We start from the raw sequence: 20,094 nt of genomic DNA, 5'->3' as shown, positions 1-20,094 counted from the left end.
CCCTGTGCCTCAGATACTTCTTTATTTGAAATGCATATTTGCAAGTGATGAGTTCGTATTGCGTGCAAGTTCAGAAAGTATTTGAGGATGCCCGGCGTGCATAACTCGTGACAGGTCTTACCTGCTGAATAGCGTTGCTGCGCAGTGTTCCTGCCTGAGCAAGTCACGTATGGCCAAAAGATACTTTCAAAGTATTTCTAAAGTTTTCCTGCGGCTTGCCGAAACAAGAAAGTAGGGACCGCATGTTTAAGGTTCCACGCGTGGCAGATAAATCACCAGCAAGCACGATCGCACGTCAGATACTGCTGCGGATTCGCATACCTGACAACATGGCCAATTATGAACGTTTGTAAAGTTGACACTCCTTGATCTTTGATGTTCGGCGTGTCCTTTAAAGTGTTGGCAAAGCAGTTCAATTAAAACGAATAACCTGACAACAAATGGGCCAATCGGGGCAACAAATCTCCCTGCGTCTGGGGCAACGGGACGCAGCACGTGAGGCGGCGCGCTTTGCAGTTAGCGTGTTGAGCGTTGATGCACGCCGGCCGTGGTGGATGCGTGCGACCGCGTCGGTCATGGCGGTCGTGATGTATCTGAGTCCGCTTCTGGTCCTGTTCGACGAGATCGCGCAGGCTGCGCCGATTGTGGACCCCCGTGCACCGATTCAGTTCCAGCCGACGATTACCCAGACGAGCACGGGCGTACCCGCCGTCAATATTGCCGCGCCCAATGCCAATGGCATCAGCATCAATAGCTATCAGACGTTCGATATCGACGGCACCGGACTGGTTCTGAACAACAGCCTCGTATCGGGCACACCTCTCCTCGGCGGCACACTGGCGCCCAATCCGAACCTCGCGGGGCGCACGGCGAGCGTGATCGTCAATCAGGTCACTTCCACGGGTCCGGCTTCGACACTGGTCGGGCCACTCGAGGTATTCGGCAGTCCCGCTTCGATCATTATCAGTAATCCGAATGGAATTTCAGTAAATGGACTTTCACTGACCAACTCTTCGAGCTTGGTGCTGACCACCGGGACTCCGCAGTTTCTCACGGCCGTAGGCGGTACCTCGACGAGTTTCACGAACGCCGGCGCACTTGCGTATAACGTTACGTCGGGAAACATCACGATCAACGGACCCGCAGGCACAAACGGCCCGGGTTCGGGGATCGAGGGCACGGTCGGCAATATCGATGTAATTGCGCAGACGATCAACCTTAACGCGCCGTTACTCGCGAGCCAGCGCATCAATCTGATTGCCGGCAACCAACTGGTGACGCCTGCCACCACCGACTCGTCGGGGACGAATTACGGCACCACAGCGAACGGTGTCACGAACACGGCGGCGTCGATCGGCAACAACGCGGTGGCGATCGATGCGAATCAGTACGGATCCGTCACAAGCGGGCAGATCTATATCGTGTCGACGGCCGCCGGCATGGGCGTGAACACCTCAGGCGCACTCTCTGCGACCGCGGGCAATCTCACGGTGACATCCAATGGCGACATTGCCGTCGCCTCGACCTACGCGCAGCAGAGCGCGACGCTCTCGGGCGCAGGCACGATAAGCATGGCTGGCGGAAGCCTGGCGAATCAGTACACCGTCAACGCGGCAGGCGACATCGCGGCTGCCACTGCGTCCGTACAGTCAGTGCAGGACCTGAACATGACGGCGGGCGGCAGTTTCAGCCTCGGCGCGGCGCAGTCCAACGGCAGCGTCAATCTGAAGTCTGGCGGCGATATGTCCGTGGGTTCGGTGGCGACCGGCAATAACCTGTCGTTGATCACCAGCGGCACCACCGGCAACGGCGACCTCACTGTGGGCGGCGCAGCTGCCGCACCGGGGACGATCACGATTACCTCCGCCCGCGACGCGACGGTGAATGGGTCGGTGACCGGTGGCAGCACAGTGCAGCTTGTAGCGCAGCGTAGCGCAACCGTGAACGGACGGGTCGCGGCGACCGGCGATCTTTCGCTGGTCGGACAGACGGGCAACGTGACCACGACCGGAGGGGTAGAGGCGAGCGGCAATCTGAACGCGAACGCCGGACAGACGATGACGCTTGGCGGCAACGTCAGCGCGACCGGTAACACGCTGTTGAATGCAGGTGCCGATCTGAACGTAGCGGGCGACGTGACGGGTAACGGCACGGGCGTGCTGAGCGCAGGGGGCAATCTCACCGCGAGCGGCACGGCAAGTTTCGGTCAGGACACCACGCTCAGCGCAGCGCAGAGCGTGAGCTTGCCCGGTGCCGTCAAGACGGGCGGTAACCTGGCGGTGACCGCAGGTACCAGCCTGACGGTCGGCTCCGCGAGCGCTGCGGGCAACGCGACGCTCACCGCGACGGCCGGTGCGGCCACGGTGAATGGCGCTCTCGCCAGCGGTGGCAATACGACGCTCACGGCCGGCACCGATGTGATCGTTTCAGGCACGCTTGCCGGGAACGGGACTGGCACGCTAAGCGCGGGGCGCAATCTGTCGGGTGGCGGTTCGGCACAGTTCGGATCCGATGCGACGCTGACGGCCGGGCAAAGTATCAACCTGTCCGGCTCATTGCAAACGGGCGGCAATCTCAATGCCACGGCCGGCACGAGCCTCGCAGTCGGTGCCGCAACTTCGGTGGGCAACGCAACGCTCAAGGCCAACGGCGGTGACGCAACGATCAACGGTGCGGTGCTGAGCGGTGGCACCCTATCGGGCCTGGCCACGGGCAACCTGACCGTGACGGGGAGCGTGACCAGCCTGGGCGCGACGACACTGACGGCGCAGACGGGGAACCTGCTGGCCCAGGGCGGGCTGAATTCAACCGGTGACGCGACCCTGTCAGCCGGGCAGACACTCGCGGTCACAGGCGCGACCCAGGTGGGCGGCGACGCGACGCTAACGGGTACCAACATCACGACCGGCGGCACCACGACGGTCTCGGGCAACCTCACTGCGAGCGCCCAGAACAGCGTCGATCTGTCCGCCGGTCAATTGAACGTCGTCGGCAATGCCACCGTGTCCGGCGCGAATGTGACGACTGGCGGCGCACTGATCGGCGGCAACCTGACGGCGACTGCATCGAACAAGGCAACGACGGCGGGCAGCCAGACCCTGGTGCAGGGTTCGGCGACGATCTCGGGGCAGAACGCCGTCACGAACACGGGCAACGTGCTGGCGGGGGGCGCGCTATCGGTCACCGGCGCGAATGTCACGAACGGTACGAACGCGAGCCTGATCTCAACCGCCGCGACCACCGTCAACGCGACGAACCTGAGTAACCAGGGGTCGATTTCCGGTCTGACGACGGGCGTCAGCGCCACCGGCTCGCTCACGAACAACAACGGCGCCATCATCGGCACCAACCTGCTGAACGTCACGACGGGTAATCTGGCTGGCAACCAGAACGGCATCCTGTTCGCGGGCAGCACGAGCTCGACGACACCCGGTGCGCCGGGCAACGCGACCGTGACGGTGACGGGGGGTAACGGCACGTTCAACAACACCGGTGGCCAGATACTTGCCCAGAACAATCTGACCTTGAATCTGCAGAACCAGGTATTCGATCCGTCGGCTGCAGCCAGCGGCACGCTCAACCTCGGCAACGTGCTGACGATCAATACGCTGCAACTGAACAACGCCGGCACGTGGGCGATGCCTGGCAATAGCGTGGCGATCAACGCGGCGCAAGGCATCAGCAACAGCGGAACGATCAGCAAGGCCGGCGACATCACATTGTCGACAAACGGCACGCTGAACAATAGCGGCACGATCTCGTCGGGCAACGACGTCAATCTCTCCGGTACGGTTGTCAACGAAGCGGGCGGGACGATTCACGCGAACGAGGACGTGAATCTGACCGGTGTCACGACCAACGCCGGCACGATCGCCGCGGTACGGGACGTCAATCTGAACGGGAGCAGCTTCGACAATAGTGGCGCGACGACAAAGGCCGGGCGGGACCTGAACGCGAATCTCTCAGGAAACCTGACCAATGTGGGCGGCATGATCTCCGCACAGAACAACATCACGATCAATGCCGCGAACGTGGATAACAGCCGGGCCGGTGCGAATGCCACGACGACCACGGTTACGACGACCACGGTCAATGCAGCAGGTCTTGGCGCCGCATTGTTGTCCTCACCCATAGGATCGCTGACTCTGAGCGATCCTATCACGACGCCCGATGGAACGACGACTGACTATACCGCGACCATTACGGGTCGGGTAGGCGATCTGCAGCCATCGACCGCGACGACTTCGACCGCGCCCGATCTGGGCGGCGGTACGTTCAATGGCATCGCGCTTCCGACGGTTGACCAGACAACTACGACCACACAACCATCGGGCGTGGGCGGCGTAATCGCCGCGGGACAGAATCTGTCGATCACCACGGGTGCCCTCAACAACCATGGGAGCACGATCTCGGCGGGCAACAACGTGTCGTTGACCGTTTGGTCGCTCGACAATGGGGGCGATACCGGCGTCACCACGATTAGCGACAGCATCGACGCGGCCTCGTATGCGAGCTTCCTCACCCAGCTGAAGGCCGCCTATGGGGCGGGCTCACTGGTCGCGATGCCGGGACTGACCGATGCCGGACTTGACAACCCGGGCGGCAATCCGGTGAGCGTCTCGGCCAACATCATCACGAGTACCGCTCCACCCGCCGCGCAGATCTCCACATTGACGACCTATACCAGCGAAAGCGCGGGGCAGATCGTCGCGGGCAACAACCTGTCGTTGACCGGTACCGGTGGGAGCCTGACGAACGCTGGCAATCTGTACGCCGGGCAGGACCTCGTCATCACAGCAAACAGCTTTACGAATCAGGGCTATCACGCTTCCAGCCTGACCACGAGCACCGGTTGTGTCGCAGGCGTCGCGGCAGTGGATTGCGGTTACTTCGGGACGACGCTGGGGTCTGCCAACGAGATGGTGATGTACGAGCGCCCGGGGCAGAATTTTACCGACGCATTGACCAACGCTGCGGCCGCACAGGAGCTTCTGCACTTTTACGCGATCTTTGGGCCCAACAACGATTCAGCCAGCATCTACGGCGACCAGACCAGTACCCAGACTTACAGCTACACGCAGACCAACAACACGGTATTCGCAGGGCGCGATCTGATCATCGCTGCACCGACCGTCACCAACGTCGATGGCAATCTGACCGCTGGGCGCGACGTGGTGATCGGCGGAGCTGGGACGACCCGCAACAATACGGATCCGGACAATCCGCAGACGAACCTCACGCAAGCTTCAAGCGTCACGAACACGTCGGGCAACATCCAGGCGGGCCGCAACCTTGCGATCAGCACGGCAGCGCTGACCAACAGCCTGTCAGCCCCGGTTCAGATCTACCAGAACTACGGCACAACGGCCATGTATGGCTGTAGCGGTGCCTCGTACCACTATTGCGATGCCTTCGTCGATCAGCAGTCGGGCAATGCGTCGACGATTTCGGCGAACCAGAACGTCGCGATCACTGCCGGTACCGTGGTCAATACCGGCAGTCTGATCACCGCCGGAACCCAGGTGACGATCGCGGCTACGTCAACGGTGACCAATCAGAACCAGACGCTGAATGCGTACTGGCATGACGCTTTCTATGGCGGCGTGATCGGCGGTTCGGTGCCGCCGGACAATTTTGGCTGTGGGACCTCGTCCAATTGCGCGACGCTATTCGGCAGCGCGTACAACACGAGCGACGGAGTCCAGCCACCCACGCCGTACAGGAGCCTGCCTGGGACGATTCAGGCGCCGTCGCTGGCCGTGACCGCCGGCGGACAGGTGCAGAACTCCGGCAACGTCATGGGCCAGCAGGTTTCGGTGACCGGCGCCTCGATCGTCAACGGTCTGACGTCGCCGGGCACTTATACGCCGCAGTCAACGGGCTCGCAGCAGGTGATCTCGCTCGGGCCGGTCGGTACACCTGTCGTGGTGGCGAATGCCGCGAATCAGGCTGGTCTCATCGGGCAGGTCAGCGGTGGTCTGTCGGGCGCCTCGGGTATCGCGGGGGGCATCACAGTAGCGGCGAGCGGTTCGCTTGCCGCGGCAGGGAGTACGTCGGCAGGCCAGAGCCCGACATCGCTGAGCGTGCCGGCCATCACGGTCGCATCGATTTCCGTGCCCGCTTCGCCGGGTGTCGCGGTGTCGTCCAGCACGACGGCGCAGGCTGGAGCGAATGTCACTTACCTGATCAACAACCCGGCCTCCGCGGTGATAGGTGGCGTCGGGCCGGCCCAGTTGCTGGACAATTTGCCGGCGAACCTGCAACCGGCTACCACGCAGTTCTACTACGACCCGTTCACCGAGAACCAGTTGCTGCAGCAGGCGGCCCTGACGCAGACCGGCCAGGCGAGCTTTATCAGCGGCCTCAGCTACGACAGCAAGACGCAGGCCTCTGTGACGGATCAGGAGAAAGAGGATCTGTATGGCAATGCGATCCAGTATGCGAAGACGAATGGAATTGCGTTGGGGACGGCGCTCAGCCAGTCGCAGATCGCTTCGCTGGACGCGCCGATGTTGTGGTACGTCGAGGAGACCGTGCCTGAGCCAGGTTGCACGGCAACGGGTAACGCAACCTGCCCGACGGTGACGGCGCTAATGCCGCAGGTTTATCTGCCGCAGAACTACGCGGCGGTTCAGTACGACGGGACGATAAGCGGTCAGAACGTGACGCTGACCGCGTCGAACGGCGGCACGATCACGAACACGGGTTCGATCAGTGCGACCGGTACGTTGACGGTCAATGCCGGGACGCTGACGAACGAGCAGCGTTCGACCGACATCGGTACGCAGTACACATATCTGCCCGATATCTACGGATTGCTGACCACGACCGGGACGGTGGTGCAGGACGGCGGATTCATGTCGGCGGGAAACTACCAGCTGAACGTCGACGCTGTGAACCAGATCGGTGGGGCGCTGCAGAAGCTCAACGCCGACGGGACTGTCGATACCACGGGAACCGAACAGCAGCTGGCTGCGCTCAAGGCGCAACTGGGTGACAGTTTTACCCAGAGCACGGTTCAGAATAATCTGCAGACGACGTTCAAATCGACGGCCGATAGCGAGGGGCTGTTCCAGGAAATCGGGATGCTGGCCGTCATGGTCGTCGCATCGGTCATGACGGCGGGCGCGGCATCTGCCGTGATCGGCGCCGCCGCACCCGCAGGCAGTACGTTTGCAGCCGCTACGGCGAGCACGACCGTCGGCGGTGTCGTAGTGCCGGGCGTTGCGGCCGGGTTGGGGAATATCGCGTTGTCAGCCGGTATTGCGGCAATGGCCAGCAGTGCGCTCGGTCAGGCGGCGGGCAACGGTCCGTTCAGCGTTGGTTCGATGTTCGAATCCGGCGGCGTCGCGATGCTGACCGCGGGACTGACCAACGGCATCACGTACAACAGCAACACCGGAGCACTGGGCTTCAGTCTGGGTGGCGCCAGTTCGCTGCCGGGCGGGGTGAGCACGCTGGGGCAACTGGCGGGTGTCACGCCGGGGCTGGGGACCGGAATTCCGCAGTCGACTGCAACGCTGGCGGGAAATGTGGCCGAGCAGGGCGTGGCGATCGCGGGTGAGGCGACCCTTCAGGCGGGTGTGCAGAGCGCGCTGGAGGGCGGGAGTTTCCTGAACAACCTGAAAAACGATGCGGTCTCGGATGTGGCGGCTGCCGGTGCGTACGCGATCGGTAATGCGTTCAGCGACACGAGCGGATTCTGGACCACGAGCAACCCGTTGTATGCGGCGGAGCACGCTGCCTTGGGCTGCGCGGCATCCGCCGCAGAAGGAACGGGTTGCGCAAGCGGTGCCATTGGTGGAGCGGCCAGCGCGCTCATTGCGCCGCTGGTTCGCGACGGTCTCTATGACGGCTCGCAGACAGTGACCACGACGGATAACGGGGACGGCACACTCACGCAGACGACGAGCTACGACAACCTCGGCATCAACGCGGCCACAGTGGCCGTGTCGATGCTCACGGGTGGCACTATTGCGGGCCTGCTGGGACAGAATGCGGCGGCGGCTTCAGCGTGGGCTGAAAACGAGGCTCAAAACAATACGCTATCGCCCAAAGAGATTCAGGTAATGAGCCACGCATACAGCTTCGCGGCGGCTCCCGTTGGATCGCTGTCGCAAACTGATGTTGTGAACACGCTGGCTCAGATACAGGTTGCGCTGAACGACCCTAACGTGACGGCGCAGGAGCGCCTGAACCTGTTAAGTGCGCAGCTCACGGCCTACACTGCCGGTATTCAAAGTGGCGTGTTGTCCGCCTCAAACATCGGGCCGCTGGTGTCGGTGGCAGTGGCTTCACTGGCCTTCAGTGGTGGTGGGGAGGGGCCGTTGCCGGGCGGCGGTTCGCAGAGCAACTTGTTGCCAACGACGAGCGGAAGCCGCACCGCAACGGCCTTGGGCAATGCCACGGCGGAGGGGCTGGACTTTGGTACAGGTTCGAGCAGCTGGAACGAAGCCACAGACAATACAACTCAATCTGAATTTACTACCAACTACCTGTCTGGTTCCGGGGGGCGCTGGGGAAATGCCGCGACACGTCAGCTCAATTACAATGTTAGCCAGAGCCTGATACAAGACGGATATACAATTACCGGAGGTGGAGGCATGGCATCGGAGGAATACATTCCGGGCTCTGGACCGGGTACTTCGGGCGGGACGTATGTGGACATTACGGCCGTATCGCCAAGTGGGAATACTGTTCGGGTTCAGACCGTCACTACGCAATCAAACGGTGTAACGCCGACGGCATCGGAGCAGGCGGCTGCCCAGAGGATTCAGTCCGCGTTTCCGAACGACACGTTGATTTTGATTCCCAAAGGTGCGGGCCAAAATCAGATTAACCAAGCAATTCAAAACGCACTGCACTGATGAAACGGATATTTTTCTTTGCTACTAAAAGCGACATCTTGGCTGTGACGGATGCAGTGGAGAAGCAATTGTCGCTGAGGTACATCCTTGCGTACCACAACCTGTTTCCGGAATATGGGGGGGGAGCGCAATACGAATCCGCTTCGCAGATTCCAACGCTCGGTGTGGCGACACGTAAGCAGACGGCTACTTGTGAAAAATACATCGTGGCGAATCGTTCGACTCAAGTGGAACCTATCACTAGAGTTGTCGCTGGTAGAAGCAGCACTGTATATGAGCCTGGAAATTGTTCAGATTGCATAGAGTTCACTGCGGGAGGGCTCTGGGATGGGAGCATTCTTATCAATGGCTTGATTCAGACATGGTCGGAGGGTGCGCTAGCCCAGCAATTGATGCGAAAATTTTCGTCGGCTATGAAAAAGACATTTACCGAAAAGATAAATTCATACTGGATTGGACCGGAAGCTTTTCAGTTTTTGAAGGATGGCGGTCGACTGACGCTAAATATTGATGCGGCACCCTCGTTTGATATAAGAATTCGATAATAAGGAAATCCGCGAAAGTGAGGTGTGGTAAACGCCGGGCGCGTCGGGGTGTAGTGTTGCCACAAACAATACGTTGAGTTTCTCCCAAACGACCGCTAGCCCGTGGTTTAGCAACGAAGGCACCTTTGCCGGATTGACAATTAGCGATGTTGCGGCTCAACTTCGAGCTGGAACACTTTCACCGTCCGATTTGCCCGTGCAAACAATCAATATAGGCGGCGATACGCTTATCATAAATACGCGTTCGTCTCTCGCACTATCCCAAGCCGGCATTCCACAGAGCCAGTGGAGTGTGGTTGATATGACGGGGGATGCTGCGACGGAGGCAGCGATTGCCGGTCGTCTGTCAGGCAACGGCTTGAGCAATAGCGGCACGTCTACGCTGCGCATCACTGGCTCAGGCCAAAGCACCAGCACTTACATTGGGAGCGGCAGCATTCCGCGCCCGGGAGCTAAACAATGAAGGAATTGTGGCAGTTACCGGTACCGGCATCGTCATTACTGACGAGCCCCGAGTTTGTCGTTCTTCCGCGCCGTGAGTGCGAGTTGAGAATGTCTATCGAAGGCGAGGATGGGGAACCGGCTTCCCTTTCCTTGCGGTTCGTCGGGGTGGAGTCGTTCAAGTGCACATTCATGACATCGTGTACTCCAGATATGTTTAACCTTGCCTATGGAAGGCTGATATCGCTCGACGCCAATTGGCTCGACGAGATCCGGAGGTCGGGGCGGAAAGATCAAAGTACCATTGAGGCATTGCAACACCTCATGATTACCTTTGACGATGGTCCATGCTACGAGATTATTTGTCGGTCATGGAGCGTCAACGGTTGATCAATTGTGCTGAAAGTCCGCGAGGAAATGTGTTGCCACAGACACGGCAGCAGAGGGCAATCCAACCATTCAGTTCGGGGCAAACGACAACCAGAGCAGCCATTCCTTCCGTCACGTAATCAGCGGCGGCTACGATGCAACCGCAGTTCAAAATGCCGTGACAGGCGACCTAAACAATATTGGAGCATCGTTGCCTCAGGGGCAGTACACCGGCACCGTCGTTGTGAATGGGACGACCTTCAACTACAGTGCCTACAAGCTCCCTAGAGGCACGATTAACGTAGGGCGAATTACGCCACCGAGATGAATATGGGCACTGTGAGATCGTTAAAAGATGATGAGAGGGCGCTGCTAACTGTGCTGATCGCGGGGAAGCCTCAAGCAGCGCAGCTTCTCGGTTCTCTTGTTGGCGCCCGCGTTGAAGAAATGAACGATGGTGGAATGGGGAGCCTGCGCTTTTGCGCCTCCGATGCGAGGCCTCGCCGTCTCGGCGCACAGTTGGTCGAAAAGGAATTCATCGATAGCGATGGCATACCAATTATGGTTGCCATCAACTTGGACGAGCATGGCGATCTCTACGAGCTTGATATATGGAAGGTTGATTTCTCGCCATTGAAGCAGTTGCCGACCGCGTGATATGGATTGGGGGGCGGACGGCTGGTCGCGTCTTAAGAATTTGTTGCCACAAACAACGGGACAACGACGCTCTACCGCGCCGTGAGTCCGGAAGAGTATTCTTCGGTCATGAATTCTGGACAATTTTCATTCGGCCCGGCGGGCAGCGAAATGAAGCAGTTCGGATTTAACATGAATGAGGTCTTGAACTATTCGAACTTCGCGTCGGATTATGCTGCAATCGTGAGGTCGGAAATCCCGACGAGTCTTCTCGGGAACTTCAATGTCTCGAATTCGATAGATCCATTTATCTTCAGAAGCGGTGTTCTCACCATCAATGGGCAGTCAGGATTGAATTTTTTCAATTCAGTCGTGACGAATCTCGGTCATGCGTATTAAGGAGATGGCTTTGCATCAGATTGTGGCGACTGTCCGCATAGCGGAAGACGTTGAAGCTCCCAAGGTGAACGGGGTGTGTAGTGGCTATGCCCCGCATCATAAATTTGCAGCGATTGATTACCTAGCTAGCGGGGTTCACTCGTATGCCGACGAGGATCTTCATTATCCTGGGGAGACGCTCAAGATGCGCATTAGCTTCCCAAGTTGGGAGTACTTCCAAGGGGCCGTGAAGGTGGGCGACTCCTTCGAGTTGCTCGAGCTTGATAGGCTGGTTGGGTACGGAACGGTAGATGAAGTACTGTGAGTGATGTCGCACTTATGGTTGAGTGGCCACAAACACGGCGGGGCGTCGTGGCGCTGTCGTGACGACATCGCCGGCGCAGGGGTGTTGCGACATCCAGGCAAGGCGCAGAATTTACCGCTAGAAAGTATCAAAATCACAAGAAACAAGAATCGGGGAAGCATTTGAACACCACAAAACAAGCGACGATGCGCCTGCCGCACACGTCCCGCGCATTACTGTCTGTCGCCGTGTACACAACGTTCGCACTCTCGGGCGCCCACGTCCTGGCCGCGGGCATCGTTCCTGACGGCGGCACTGCGACAGGCGTCAGCGCATCGTCATCCGGCCACCAGACCGTGACTCTCGCCCCCACGGTCGGCGGCGTCTCGAACAACACGTACTCCTCGTTCAACGTGACTTCGGCGGGCGCCGATCTGAACAACGTCGGCGTGAACGCACGCACCATCGTCAACCAGGTGACGAGCACCAATCCATCGCTGATCCAGGGGCCGATCAACGTCCTCGGTCCACGCGCGAACGTGATCCTTGCCGACCCGAACGGCGTCACAATTGATGGTGGCAGCTTCGTCAACACCGGACACGTCGTCGTATCGACCGGCCAGGTAAGCTTCCAGGATTCGACGCAGGGAACCAGCGTAACGCAACGCAACGTTGTGCTAACGACCAACAGTGGAGCCATCACGATTGGCCCAGGCGGCCTCTCCGGAACCCTCGTCAACCTCGACCTGATCGCGAAGCAGCTCTCGGTGAACGGGCCGGTCACAAACAGCTTCACCAGTTCGGTTGGCGGCGTGCGTGCCATTGTGGGCGATAGTACCGACACCTACGACACAAGCTACTCCCCCGGTGACAATAGTCACGACTGGCTCGTCAGTTCCACCTCTCCCGGTGCGACCAGTTCGGCGCTGGCAGTGGACATCACGGCACTTGGCGGCATAACCGGTGGCCGGGTGCAACTGGTGGTCACGGACAAGGGCGCAGGGGTTCGCAATCTCGGCGCGATTTACGCCAGCGCGGGCGATGTGGTGGTCTCGACCCAGGGCGATATCAGCGTAGCCGATGGCTCGATCAAGGCCGAGAACGATATCCAGATCACGACGCCAGCCGCATTCTCGATGCAGGGCTCGCAGGTATCCGCCACCCACAGCGTCACGCTCAATGCAGGCGGCATCAGCCTGAGCGACGATGCGACCGGGCCGTCGATCCTGAGCGCGCTGACCGGTGCCGTCAGCCTGACCAGCACCGGCGATATTTCCAGTACAGGCAGCCTGATTCAGGCCGGTGCAATCGCGGCCAACGGGACGGCAAGCGGCGGCGACGTGACGCTAAGCGCCACCGGCAGCATTACGAACCGCTCGACCGCCGCGAACCTCGGCATCATCTTCTCGGCTAATGGAGTGGCGTCATTGACGGCCAAGGGCGATATCACCAACGATAACGCGCGGATCCTGTCGAACGGCAACACAAGCCTCTCTGCTCAGGGTGACGTGTTCAACGTGATCGACCACACCAGCGGTATCGACGGCGGCCAGCCCGTTGCCTACTCGGACAAGGGTGGCAGCTTCCTGTTTTTCACGCACAGCACGAACGGTTTCTACGTGGACTATGGGACCGTCGCTCAACCGGACCAGCTCGCCTACATCGCATCGACGGGCGGTTCGGTCACTATCTCCAGCCGCAACTTCACCAACTCCGGCGGCATCATCCAGTCGAACGACGGCAACGTCTCGATTACCGCGCAACAGGCATTCACCAACGAGGCAGTCTTCGCGGGTCAGGCGAGTTATTCGCAGGGTTGCTGGATTTTCTGTCATGCGAGCGCATCGAGTACGGTGATGCCGTACGGCGGCACGATCCAGTCCGGCAAGGACATCACCATCACGGCGGGGACGAGCGCCAGCAATATCGGCGGCAATGTCTTTGCCGCTGGCGATCTCAAAGTCTCGGCGCCGACGACCTACGCAGAAGGTGTCACCGGCTACTCGGCAATCAATCAGGAGCGTGGGTTCAAGGCATTCTTCGGCAGCACATGGGCGCAGATCATTGCCACGGACGTCGGCGGCGGCTTCACGGCCGATGGTTCGGTGACACTGGTGGGGCAGGCGTTCATCGATGGCGGCTACATCACCGGAGCGACGGGTGTTTCGGCAACGAATGGGATCACGACGCTTCGCGCCCCCACCACCACGCCGGTGCAGATTGGCCAGCATCTGGGCCTGACGACCTGGTGGTGGCGCTGATGCGGGACGCTGTGAAAGTGACGCGTGCAAAACGCGCTGCCCTGTTGCGTGCTGTCGCGATCGGTTGCATGCAGGGTATGACGGTTCACGCCCAGACGCCGCCCGGCGCTCCGCCCCCACCACCCTCGCCACCGCCCGTGCGTCCGATCCAGGACCCCGCGCAACTGATCATCGATCAGCAGCGCGCGCAGGCCACACAGCGTCAGCTTGCGCAGCCACCGGCATCGATATCGTTGCCGGCAGCGGCGCCGCAGACGTCGCTCGACATTCCGCCAGACACGCCGGTCGACCAGATTGTCGAAGCGGGGCCGACTTTTCCGGTCAGGCGAATCGACGTGGAAGGCAACACCGTGCTGCCGCAAAAGCGCATTGACGCGATCATCGCGCCGTTCGTCGGTCACGCGCTCGGCTCGCATCGCCTCAATGTGCTGCTTAAAAGACTGACCGACGCGTTCGTGAAATCGGGCTACATCACGACACGCGCTTTCCTGGGCCCGCAGAATCTCGAATCGGGCACCCTGAAGATCCGGGTGCAGGTTGGCCGCATTGCGGGCTATACGCTCAATGGTAAGCCGCTTGGCCCGCGTTTGAAGACGAACGAAAAGTCGGCGGGCGGCGGCCTCTTCACAGACGCGGGTTCGGAATGGGCGTTTCCCGCCGCGCCGGGCGACGTACTGAATATTGCGGATATCGATCAGGGGGTATCCCAGATCAACCGTCTGCGACGTAACCAGGCGGAAATCCAGATTCTTCCGGGCCAGAGTCCGGGTGACTCGATTGTTGCGATCAACAACCGGCCGGGTGACCGCCTGTATTACACGTTTGGCGTCGACAATTACGGCAGTGAATCGACCGGCCTCACGCGGTATCGCGCGGGCGTCGAAGCCGATAACCTCATCGGCCTGCAGGAATCCGTCAACCTGAATTTCGTCGACAGTGCGGACAGCAATGCGTTCGTCGGCTCTTTCGCCATACCGTACGGTCGCCATACGTTCAGCTATACGCTCTCGGAGTCGGACTACCAGCAGGTGATCGGCACCTCGGCGCTCGAGTACGGCAACACGCTCAGCCACATTCTGGGCTGGAACTATGCACTGGACCGTACCCAGGCGGGAACGGCCGGTCTTGACGCGACGTTGTCGTGGCGTCGGACTGATCGCGAGGTGAACGATATCGATCTTGACCCGCAACATATCGCGGTGCTGCGATTTGGCGGCAACTGGCTGCGCAAGTTCGTGCTGAACGACGCTCCGGGAAACATCACGCTCGATGCGGGTCTGTCCGAGGGGCTTCCGTGGCTGGAGGCAGACCATGACGCGCATGGCATCGACCGTACCGATGCGCACAGCCAGTTCACCAAGCTCGATGCGACCGCCACCTTCACCGTGCCGCTGCCGAAACTGGGGCCGGTTGCGTCGGCTTATCGTGGCGCGCTTGGCAGCCAGTACGTGAACGTCGCACTGTACGGGTCCGAGCAGCTCTATCTTGGTGGCATGGACACAATCCGCGGCTTCCGCTCCGGTGAAATCGCGGGAGACCGCGGCTTCTATTCACGCAACGAGATCGCCTGGGTGAACATGCCGGCCTGGCACGACGGCAGGATCGAGCCGTATGTATTCCTCGACGCGGGCAAGGCGAGCCTGATTGCTGTGCCCGGTTTTCCGACGCTGGCTGCAACCGGTGCCGGTCTGCGGGCGCAGTGGCAGTGGCGCCAGCAGATGCTCTCGGGCGAACTGACTGTTGGCCGTGCACTGACTCAACCGGCGAGCCTCGGACCGAAGGCGACGCTGGTACTTGCAACATTCAACTGGAACTTTTAGGCATGAAACTGATGAACTGCTCCTTGCGCACGATTGCGCTTACGACCCTGGCCTGGAATCTTGCTACGCCCGCGATGGCTCAGACCGATGCGGCTGCCCAACCAATGGCGGCACAGGTCGCGCTTCCCGCTGGAACAATTGCGGTCGTCAACGGGGTAAGTATCCCGGCCACGCAAATCAATGAAGCCCTGCAGGCATCACATCAGCCGGATACGCCACAGGTGCGCCAGGCGCTAAGGGCGCAACTGATTGCGCGCGAACTGTTCCGGCAGCGCGCGGAGAAACAGGGCTACGACACGAAGCCCGAGGTGCTGCAGGCGATGAGCGCTGCGAAAGTGGATGCAGAAACGCAACTCTTCCTGAAGGACAGCATTAAACCTGAGGCGGTGACGGATGCACAGGTGAAGGCGCGTTATGACGAGATTGTCGCCGCGCTCGGCAAGGAGGAGTACAAGCCGCGCATCATCTCGGTGGCGGACGAGGCGACGGCGAACGCAGTGCTTGCGCAACTGAAGGTCGGTGGCGCGTTCGATGCGCTCGCCCGCCAGTACAGCGTGGCGCCAAGCAAGGCGGCCGGCGGTGAGATGTCGTGGTTAAGCTTCAGGACACCGGTCGAGGAGGGCAAGACGCAGGGCTTGCCATTCCCGGTTGCGCAGGCCATCACGCAATTGCCGGTCGGCGCAGTGACGCCTGCGGCGATCACGGTTGCGCAGGGGAACGGTGCGCTGTACGTGATTGTGAAGCTCGACGCGAAGCGGCCGACTCAAGTGCCACCGTTCGATCAGGCGAAGGACACGATCCGTCAGCAGTTGCAGGCGTTGGCGGTGCAGAAGGCGAGCGCACAGTTTGTTGCCGGTCAGCTCAGGGACGCAACGATCCAGCAATAGGCCCCGGCCCGTCCACGACGCGTGGCGAACACGCAAATCTGTTCGTGGACGACAAATCAGGAATCGCCGTGAAATCACCATGAAGCGATGTGGGTCCAATGCGGAGTTAGGATCGATTGATGAGATTCGGCGATCGGAGTGCTCGATTGGCAGGTCGCTCGTCCTAGGTCTCTCCAGTCGCTCGATGGCTTCTCGATGATGTGGAGCGGCGCCGTCCGCAGTTGCCTGTCGTGCCACGTGCTGAGCGCCCGGCATAGCTCTAGTGGGCGGCCGTGGAGATACCATTGATCCGTTTCCTGCCCCCGAAAAAAGCTTCGTTGATACTCTGCTCCGCAGCGACGAGCGCTTCAGGTCAGATCTCATTCGATCGGGCGTCGTCAATAACGCTCGTCAACATGACCATTTGCAGGAGAATGGGCAAACGGGACGCTGAACCCTGATGGGCTTCCAGGGCGGAGAGCACGAGGTGATTCTGTAGCGAGAGGCGATCAGAATCCCGGCGAGGCATGGGCAAAAGCATTGGTTTGCTCATGCACTGGCGCGCAGCGGTTCGAGCTTGCTGATTTGATTGCGAGGTACGAGGAGGCATACGGCAGGTATCTTGAAACGTGCCGATTCGGCCAGTTTACCGCACGCAGGCTTGGCGCCGGCGTGCGACCCTTATGCCCCTTGCTTGATGTCCCGTGTTGGTTGGTACGCGCGAAAGCCGGGTATCGACGTATGGATCGACGCAAACCCCAAATGTCTGCACTGTGCCTACATGAACTCCAGAAAGCACTTAGCCCGGTCACTACGACCGGGCTAAGTGCTTGAGACTGTGGGTGTCCCTGTCTGATTCGAACAGGGCACCTCATGATTACAAGGCTCGATCAGTGCGCAGTCTCTTATCGCGGCGTTTTTTCTGCCTTTGTGCAGATTCGCTTGATGAGACTGATCATCGCTTTGGACAGATTTGCCACTCCCCATGCGTAGACTGCAAAGCCCAGCCGAATGCAAGGAGCATCGCATACTGGATCAACCTGGCCGTAATCTCGAACCCGGGGTAGCCTGGAATGGAAGGAAACCGCCCGCCAAGCGCTGTGCTTGGTTGCGTGACGTCTCCAATACCCGAAGGCAGTCCGATCAATTGAACGGCGAGGAAGTAGATGGGCAGTGAAAGCGCAGTTCCGGCGCAGAAGGCGCGGAACGAAAGTCGCCGGTTTGATCCCGCTAGTGCCACGCAGGCCGCGGTGATGGCCGGGACAGCTATCACGAGAAAGAGCGAGCCGATCAGGTATTTTTGAGCTTCGACATCGCCGATATCGGTGAAGAAGAGCATCTTTGCGTTCTCAAGCCGGTCAAGGCTGGTCAATTGGGTTACGAACGCAAGGCTGGTGAAGAGGAGCGCATAAACGCTAACTCCAGCAACCAGGAGTGCAGTGGCGGCGTCAGACTGCCTTCGCTGTGACAATACTGCAGCATCACCCGTTGTCGGAAGGTTCGTGGACGCAGCGTGACGAAAGGATCCGGTTTCTACCCACGTTGTCAGAACCTGACCGAACGGGGTAGCGACAACGTTGGTAGAAAATGCTACCAGCAGGACGACCCTGACGTTAGTCGCCTCCGCACCGAGGTAAATGAAGATCGCAACGATCACGGCAATGACCCAGACTCTTTTGACGGCGCGTAAACTGCCAAGGTAATCACATATTTGCCCAGAGACATTGCATGCTGACGAACGACGCCGACCTGCGGGAATTGCGCGATCGATGGAACATCGGGAAGTACAAGGACCTGCTCGACGCGCTCAAGGGTGCGTTACCAGAGGACGAATGGGTGCCTTCGAGCGACTCCTTGCCACACCCGCTGGATGGGTCGCCGACTATCGACCTTCGCGGGCTGTCGTTGCCGGGCGGTAAGCTCGAAAACCTGGACCTGAGCTACAGCCATCTCGGCTTTGCCGTGTTCGATGCGACAGAGTTCGATGAAGTCGGTTTTCAACATGCGATCCTGGACGGCGCCTCGTTCAAGGAATGCACGTTCCATCTGGCGCAGATGCTTCCGGTCTACGGTAGCGGCGCTGATTTTCGCCATGCGAGACTCCGGCAATCGTTCATCGAGTATGCGCGGTTGAGCAATAGCGATCTGTCCGGTGTGACGATGTCCGACGCAAGTGTGAATTCTTCTGAGCTCACTGCATGCAATTTTTCCGGCGTGCTGGCCGAGCGGAGCGAGTGGCGCTGGAACACGACGACGCGATGCGATTTCGTGGCGGCCCGTTTCGTCGAGTGCAGACTGACGGCAACCCGGTTCGAGGGCGCACGGCTGATCGATGCCACGTTCGAAAATTGCGATTTGAGCGGGGTTGACTTCAGGGGCGCGGACCTGACGGGTGTGCGGTTTCTTGGCGGCACGTTCGGTGACGTGCTGCAGGGCGAGACCACATACCGGACGCGGTTCGACGATACGCCGGAAGCCCGCCGGGCGGTTGCCGCGAGCAGTACGGAGAATCGGGACGCTGTCGCATGGTGCCCCGTCGTGTCTGGTTCGAGCGAATCCGTGCAGCCGGCCACCTCGTCGAGATTGAAGGGCAATCCCGGCGAGGTTGTACCGCAGAGCGGCTGGTGGCTCAGCCCGGCGCTCGGTAGCGAGGAGGGGCGGCGCTATTTCAAGGCGGGGGAGAGGTTTCCTGAGATCAAGTCGACGAACTGGGGACTCGTGATCTGGAGTTACAACTCTGCCGATCAGGGCTGATCAGCCCACTGCATCTCTGCGGCGACTAAAGCGGCCCCATGAGCCGCCGTTATCGACCAGCGATCGACACCCCAACCAGCTACACTGAACGGGCGGCGAGCCGCAAAAACCCGCCTCGTCGAAATAGAACAGGCGACACCAGCCATCACGCGCGGCGACCTGAAGGAGTGGAAGGAAAGAAAGGATGAATCTACATTTTTTTAAGGATGGGGTCTCATACGTCGAGAACATGCTGCCAAAGGAGACTTGCCAGACGATCCTGTCGCTTTATGAAAAGGACGCTCGCAAGCAAACCGGGAGAGTGCTGCGCGGACTTGGCGAAAAAGAGGTGCAGGAAGACATCAAGGTCAGCACCGACCTGGTGATCCGCGACTCGGACGTCTGGCAGGAGGCCTACGCGGAAGTGAACGCGGCAGTCAAAGAAGCGCTGCGCCGGATCGTCGAGGAAGTGGAGGCCTTGCAATTGTGGCCGCTTTGCTGGACGGGCTACAAAATCCAGCACTACACGAAAGGCGAGGGGCAATTCAAATGGCACTTCGACGCTATCGGGCCCGGCACGTGGGCGCGGCAATTGTCGATGGTGCTCTATTTGAATACGGTGGAGGAGGGCGGGGAAACGAGCTTCCTGAGGCAGGGACTGAAATTGAAGCCCTTGGCCGGTGATGGGGTCTTCTTTCCTCCGTTCTGGACGCACGCCCACTGCGGCGAGATTCCACTTTCCGAAGACAAATTCATCATATCGACCTTCGTGAGCTTCGACATTCCCGGCGCGGGCCCGCCAGGCTGAATCGCGCGTGCGCGACTCAATGGGGGGCGAGTCGAGCGGTTCGTAGCCATGAGGTGACGTGGCACG

General features: G+C 60.0%; 10 protein-coding genes. 9 read left to right on the top strand and 1 reads right to left on the bottom strand.

The genetic code is table 11. From position 1 onward, the window contains the following. Positions 1-521: 521 nt before the first annotated feature. The 7 genes from P3T42_RS25975 to P3T42_RS25945 all read left to right on the top strand — a co-directional run bounded on the left by P3T42_RS25975 (position 522) and on the right by P3T42_RS25945 (position 16,508). On the top strand, positions 522-8,867 hold the full coding sequence (locus tag P3T42_RS25975; protein WP_429307605.1) for a beta strand repeat-containing protein: 8,346 nt from the start codon (positions 522-524) through the stop codon (positions 8,865-8,867). Beyond that, complete coding sequence (locus P3T42_RS25970) at positions 8,867-9,412, top strand: hypothetical protein (protein WP_429307604.1); 546 nt, start codon at positions 8,867-8,869, stop codon at positions 9,410-9,412. Before P3T42_RS25975 ends, P3T42_RS25970 begins: the two co-directional genes overlap by 1 nt. Before the next feature lie 1,140 nt (positions 9,413-10,552). Beyond that, positions 10,553-10,879, top strand: a complete 327-nt coding sequence (locus P3T42_RS25965; RefSeq protein ID WP_429307603.1) for a DUF6984 family protein — start codon at positions 10,553-10,555, stop codon at positions 10,877-10,879. 367 nt (positions 10,880-11,246) lie between these two features. Then, positions 11,247-11,561, top strand: coding sequence for a hypothetical protein (locus P3T42_RS25960; protein WP_429307602.1), 315 nt, complete (start codon positions 11,247-11,249; stop codon positions 11,559-11,561). A 185-nt stretch (positions 11,562-11,746) separates the two neighbouring features. Next, a complete protein-coding gene (locus tag P3T42_RS25955) occupies positions 11,747-13,801 on the top strand; it encodes a filamentous hemagglutinin N-terminal domain-containing protein (protein WP_429307655.1) in 2,055 nt (684 codons plus the stop codon). Between the two features lie 77 nt (positions 13,802-13,878). Then, positions 13,879-15,621 carry a ShlB/FhaC/HecB family hemolysin secretion/activation protein gene (locus P3T42_RS25950; protein WP_429307601.1) on the top strand — a complete coding sequence of 581 codons (1,743 nt, stop codon included), beginning with the start codon at positions 13,879-13,881 and terminating at the stop codon, positions 15,619-15,621. Between the two features lie 2 nt (positions 15,622-15,623). Further along, positions 15,624-16,508 carry a peptidylprolyl isomerase gene (locus P3T42_RS25945; protein ID WP_429307600.1) on the top strand — a complete coding sequence of 295 codons (885 nt, stop codon included), beginning with the start codon at positions 15,624-15,626 and terminating at the stop codon, positions 16,506-16,508. Positions 16,509-17,442: 934 nt separating this feature from the next. On the opposite strand, the gene P3T42_RS25940 is transcribed toward P3T42_RS25945, so the two are convergent. After that, positions 17,443-18,144: a hypothetical protein gene (locus tag P3T42_RS25940; protein ID WP_429307599.1), complete on the bottom strand. Its 702-nt coding sequence runs from the start codon at positions 18,142-18,144 to the stop codon at positions 17,443-17,445. Between the two features lie 71 nt (positions 18,145-18,215). Between P3T42_RS25940 and P3T42_RS25935 the strand changes: the two genes are divergently transcribed. Both P3T42_RS25935 and P3T42_RS25930 read left to right on the top strand, forming a co-directional pair. Next, positions 18,216-19,241, top strand: a complete 1,026-nt coding sequence (locus tag P3T42_RS25935; RefSeq protein WP_429307598.1) for a pentapeptide repeat-containing protein — start codon at positions 18,216-18,218, stop codon at positions 19,239-19,241. Between the two features lie 184 nt (positions 19,242-19,425). Next, positions 19,426-20,028: a 2OG-Fe(II) oxygenase family protein gene (locus P3T42_RS25930; RefSeq protein ID WP_074301266.1), complete on the top strand. Its 603-nt coding sequence runs from the start codon at positions 19,426-19,428 to the stop codon at positions 20,026-20,028. The last annotated feature ends 66 nt before the right edge of the window (positions 20,029-20,094 follow it).

The sequence above is a fragment of the Paraburkholderia sp. GAS38 genome (assembly GCF_050434965.1).
Lineage (GTDB): Bacteria > Pseudomonadota > Gammaproteobacteria > Burkholderiales > Burkholderiaceae > Paraburkholderia > Paraburkholderia phenazinium_A.
This window is presented reverse-complemented; position numbering and strand designations above follow the sequence as displayed.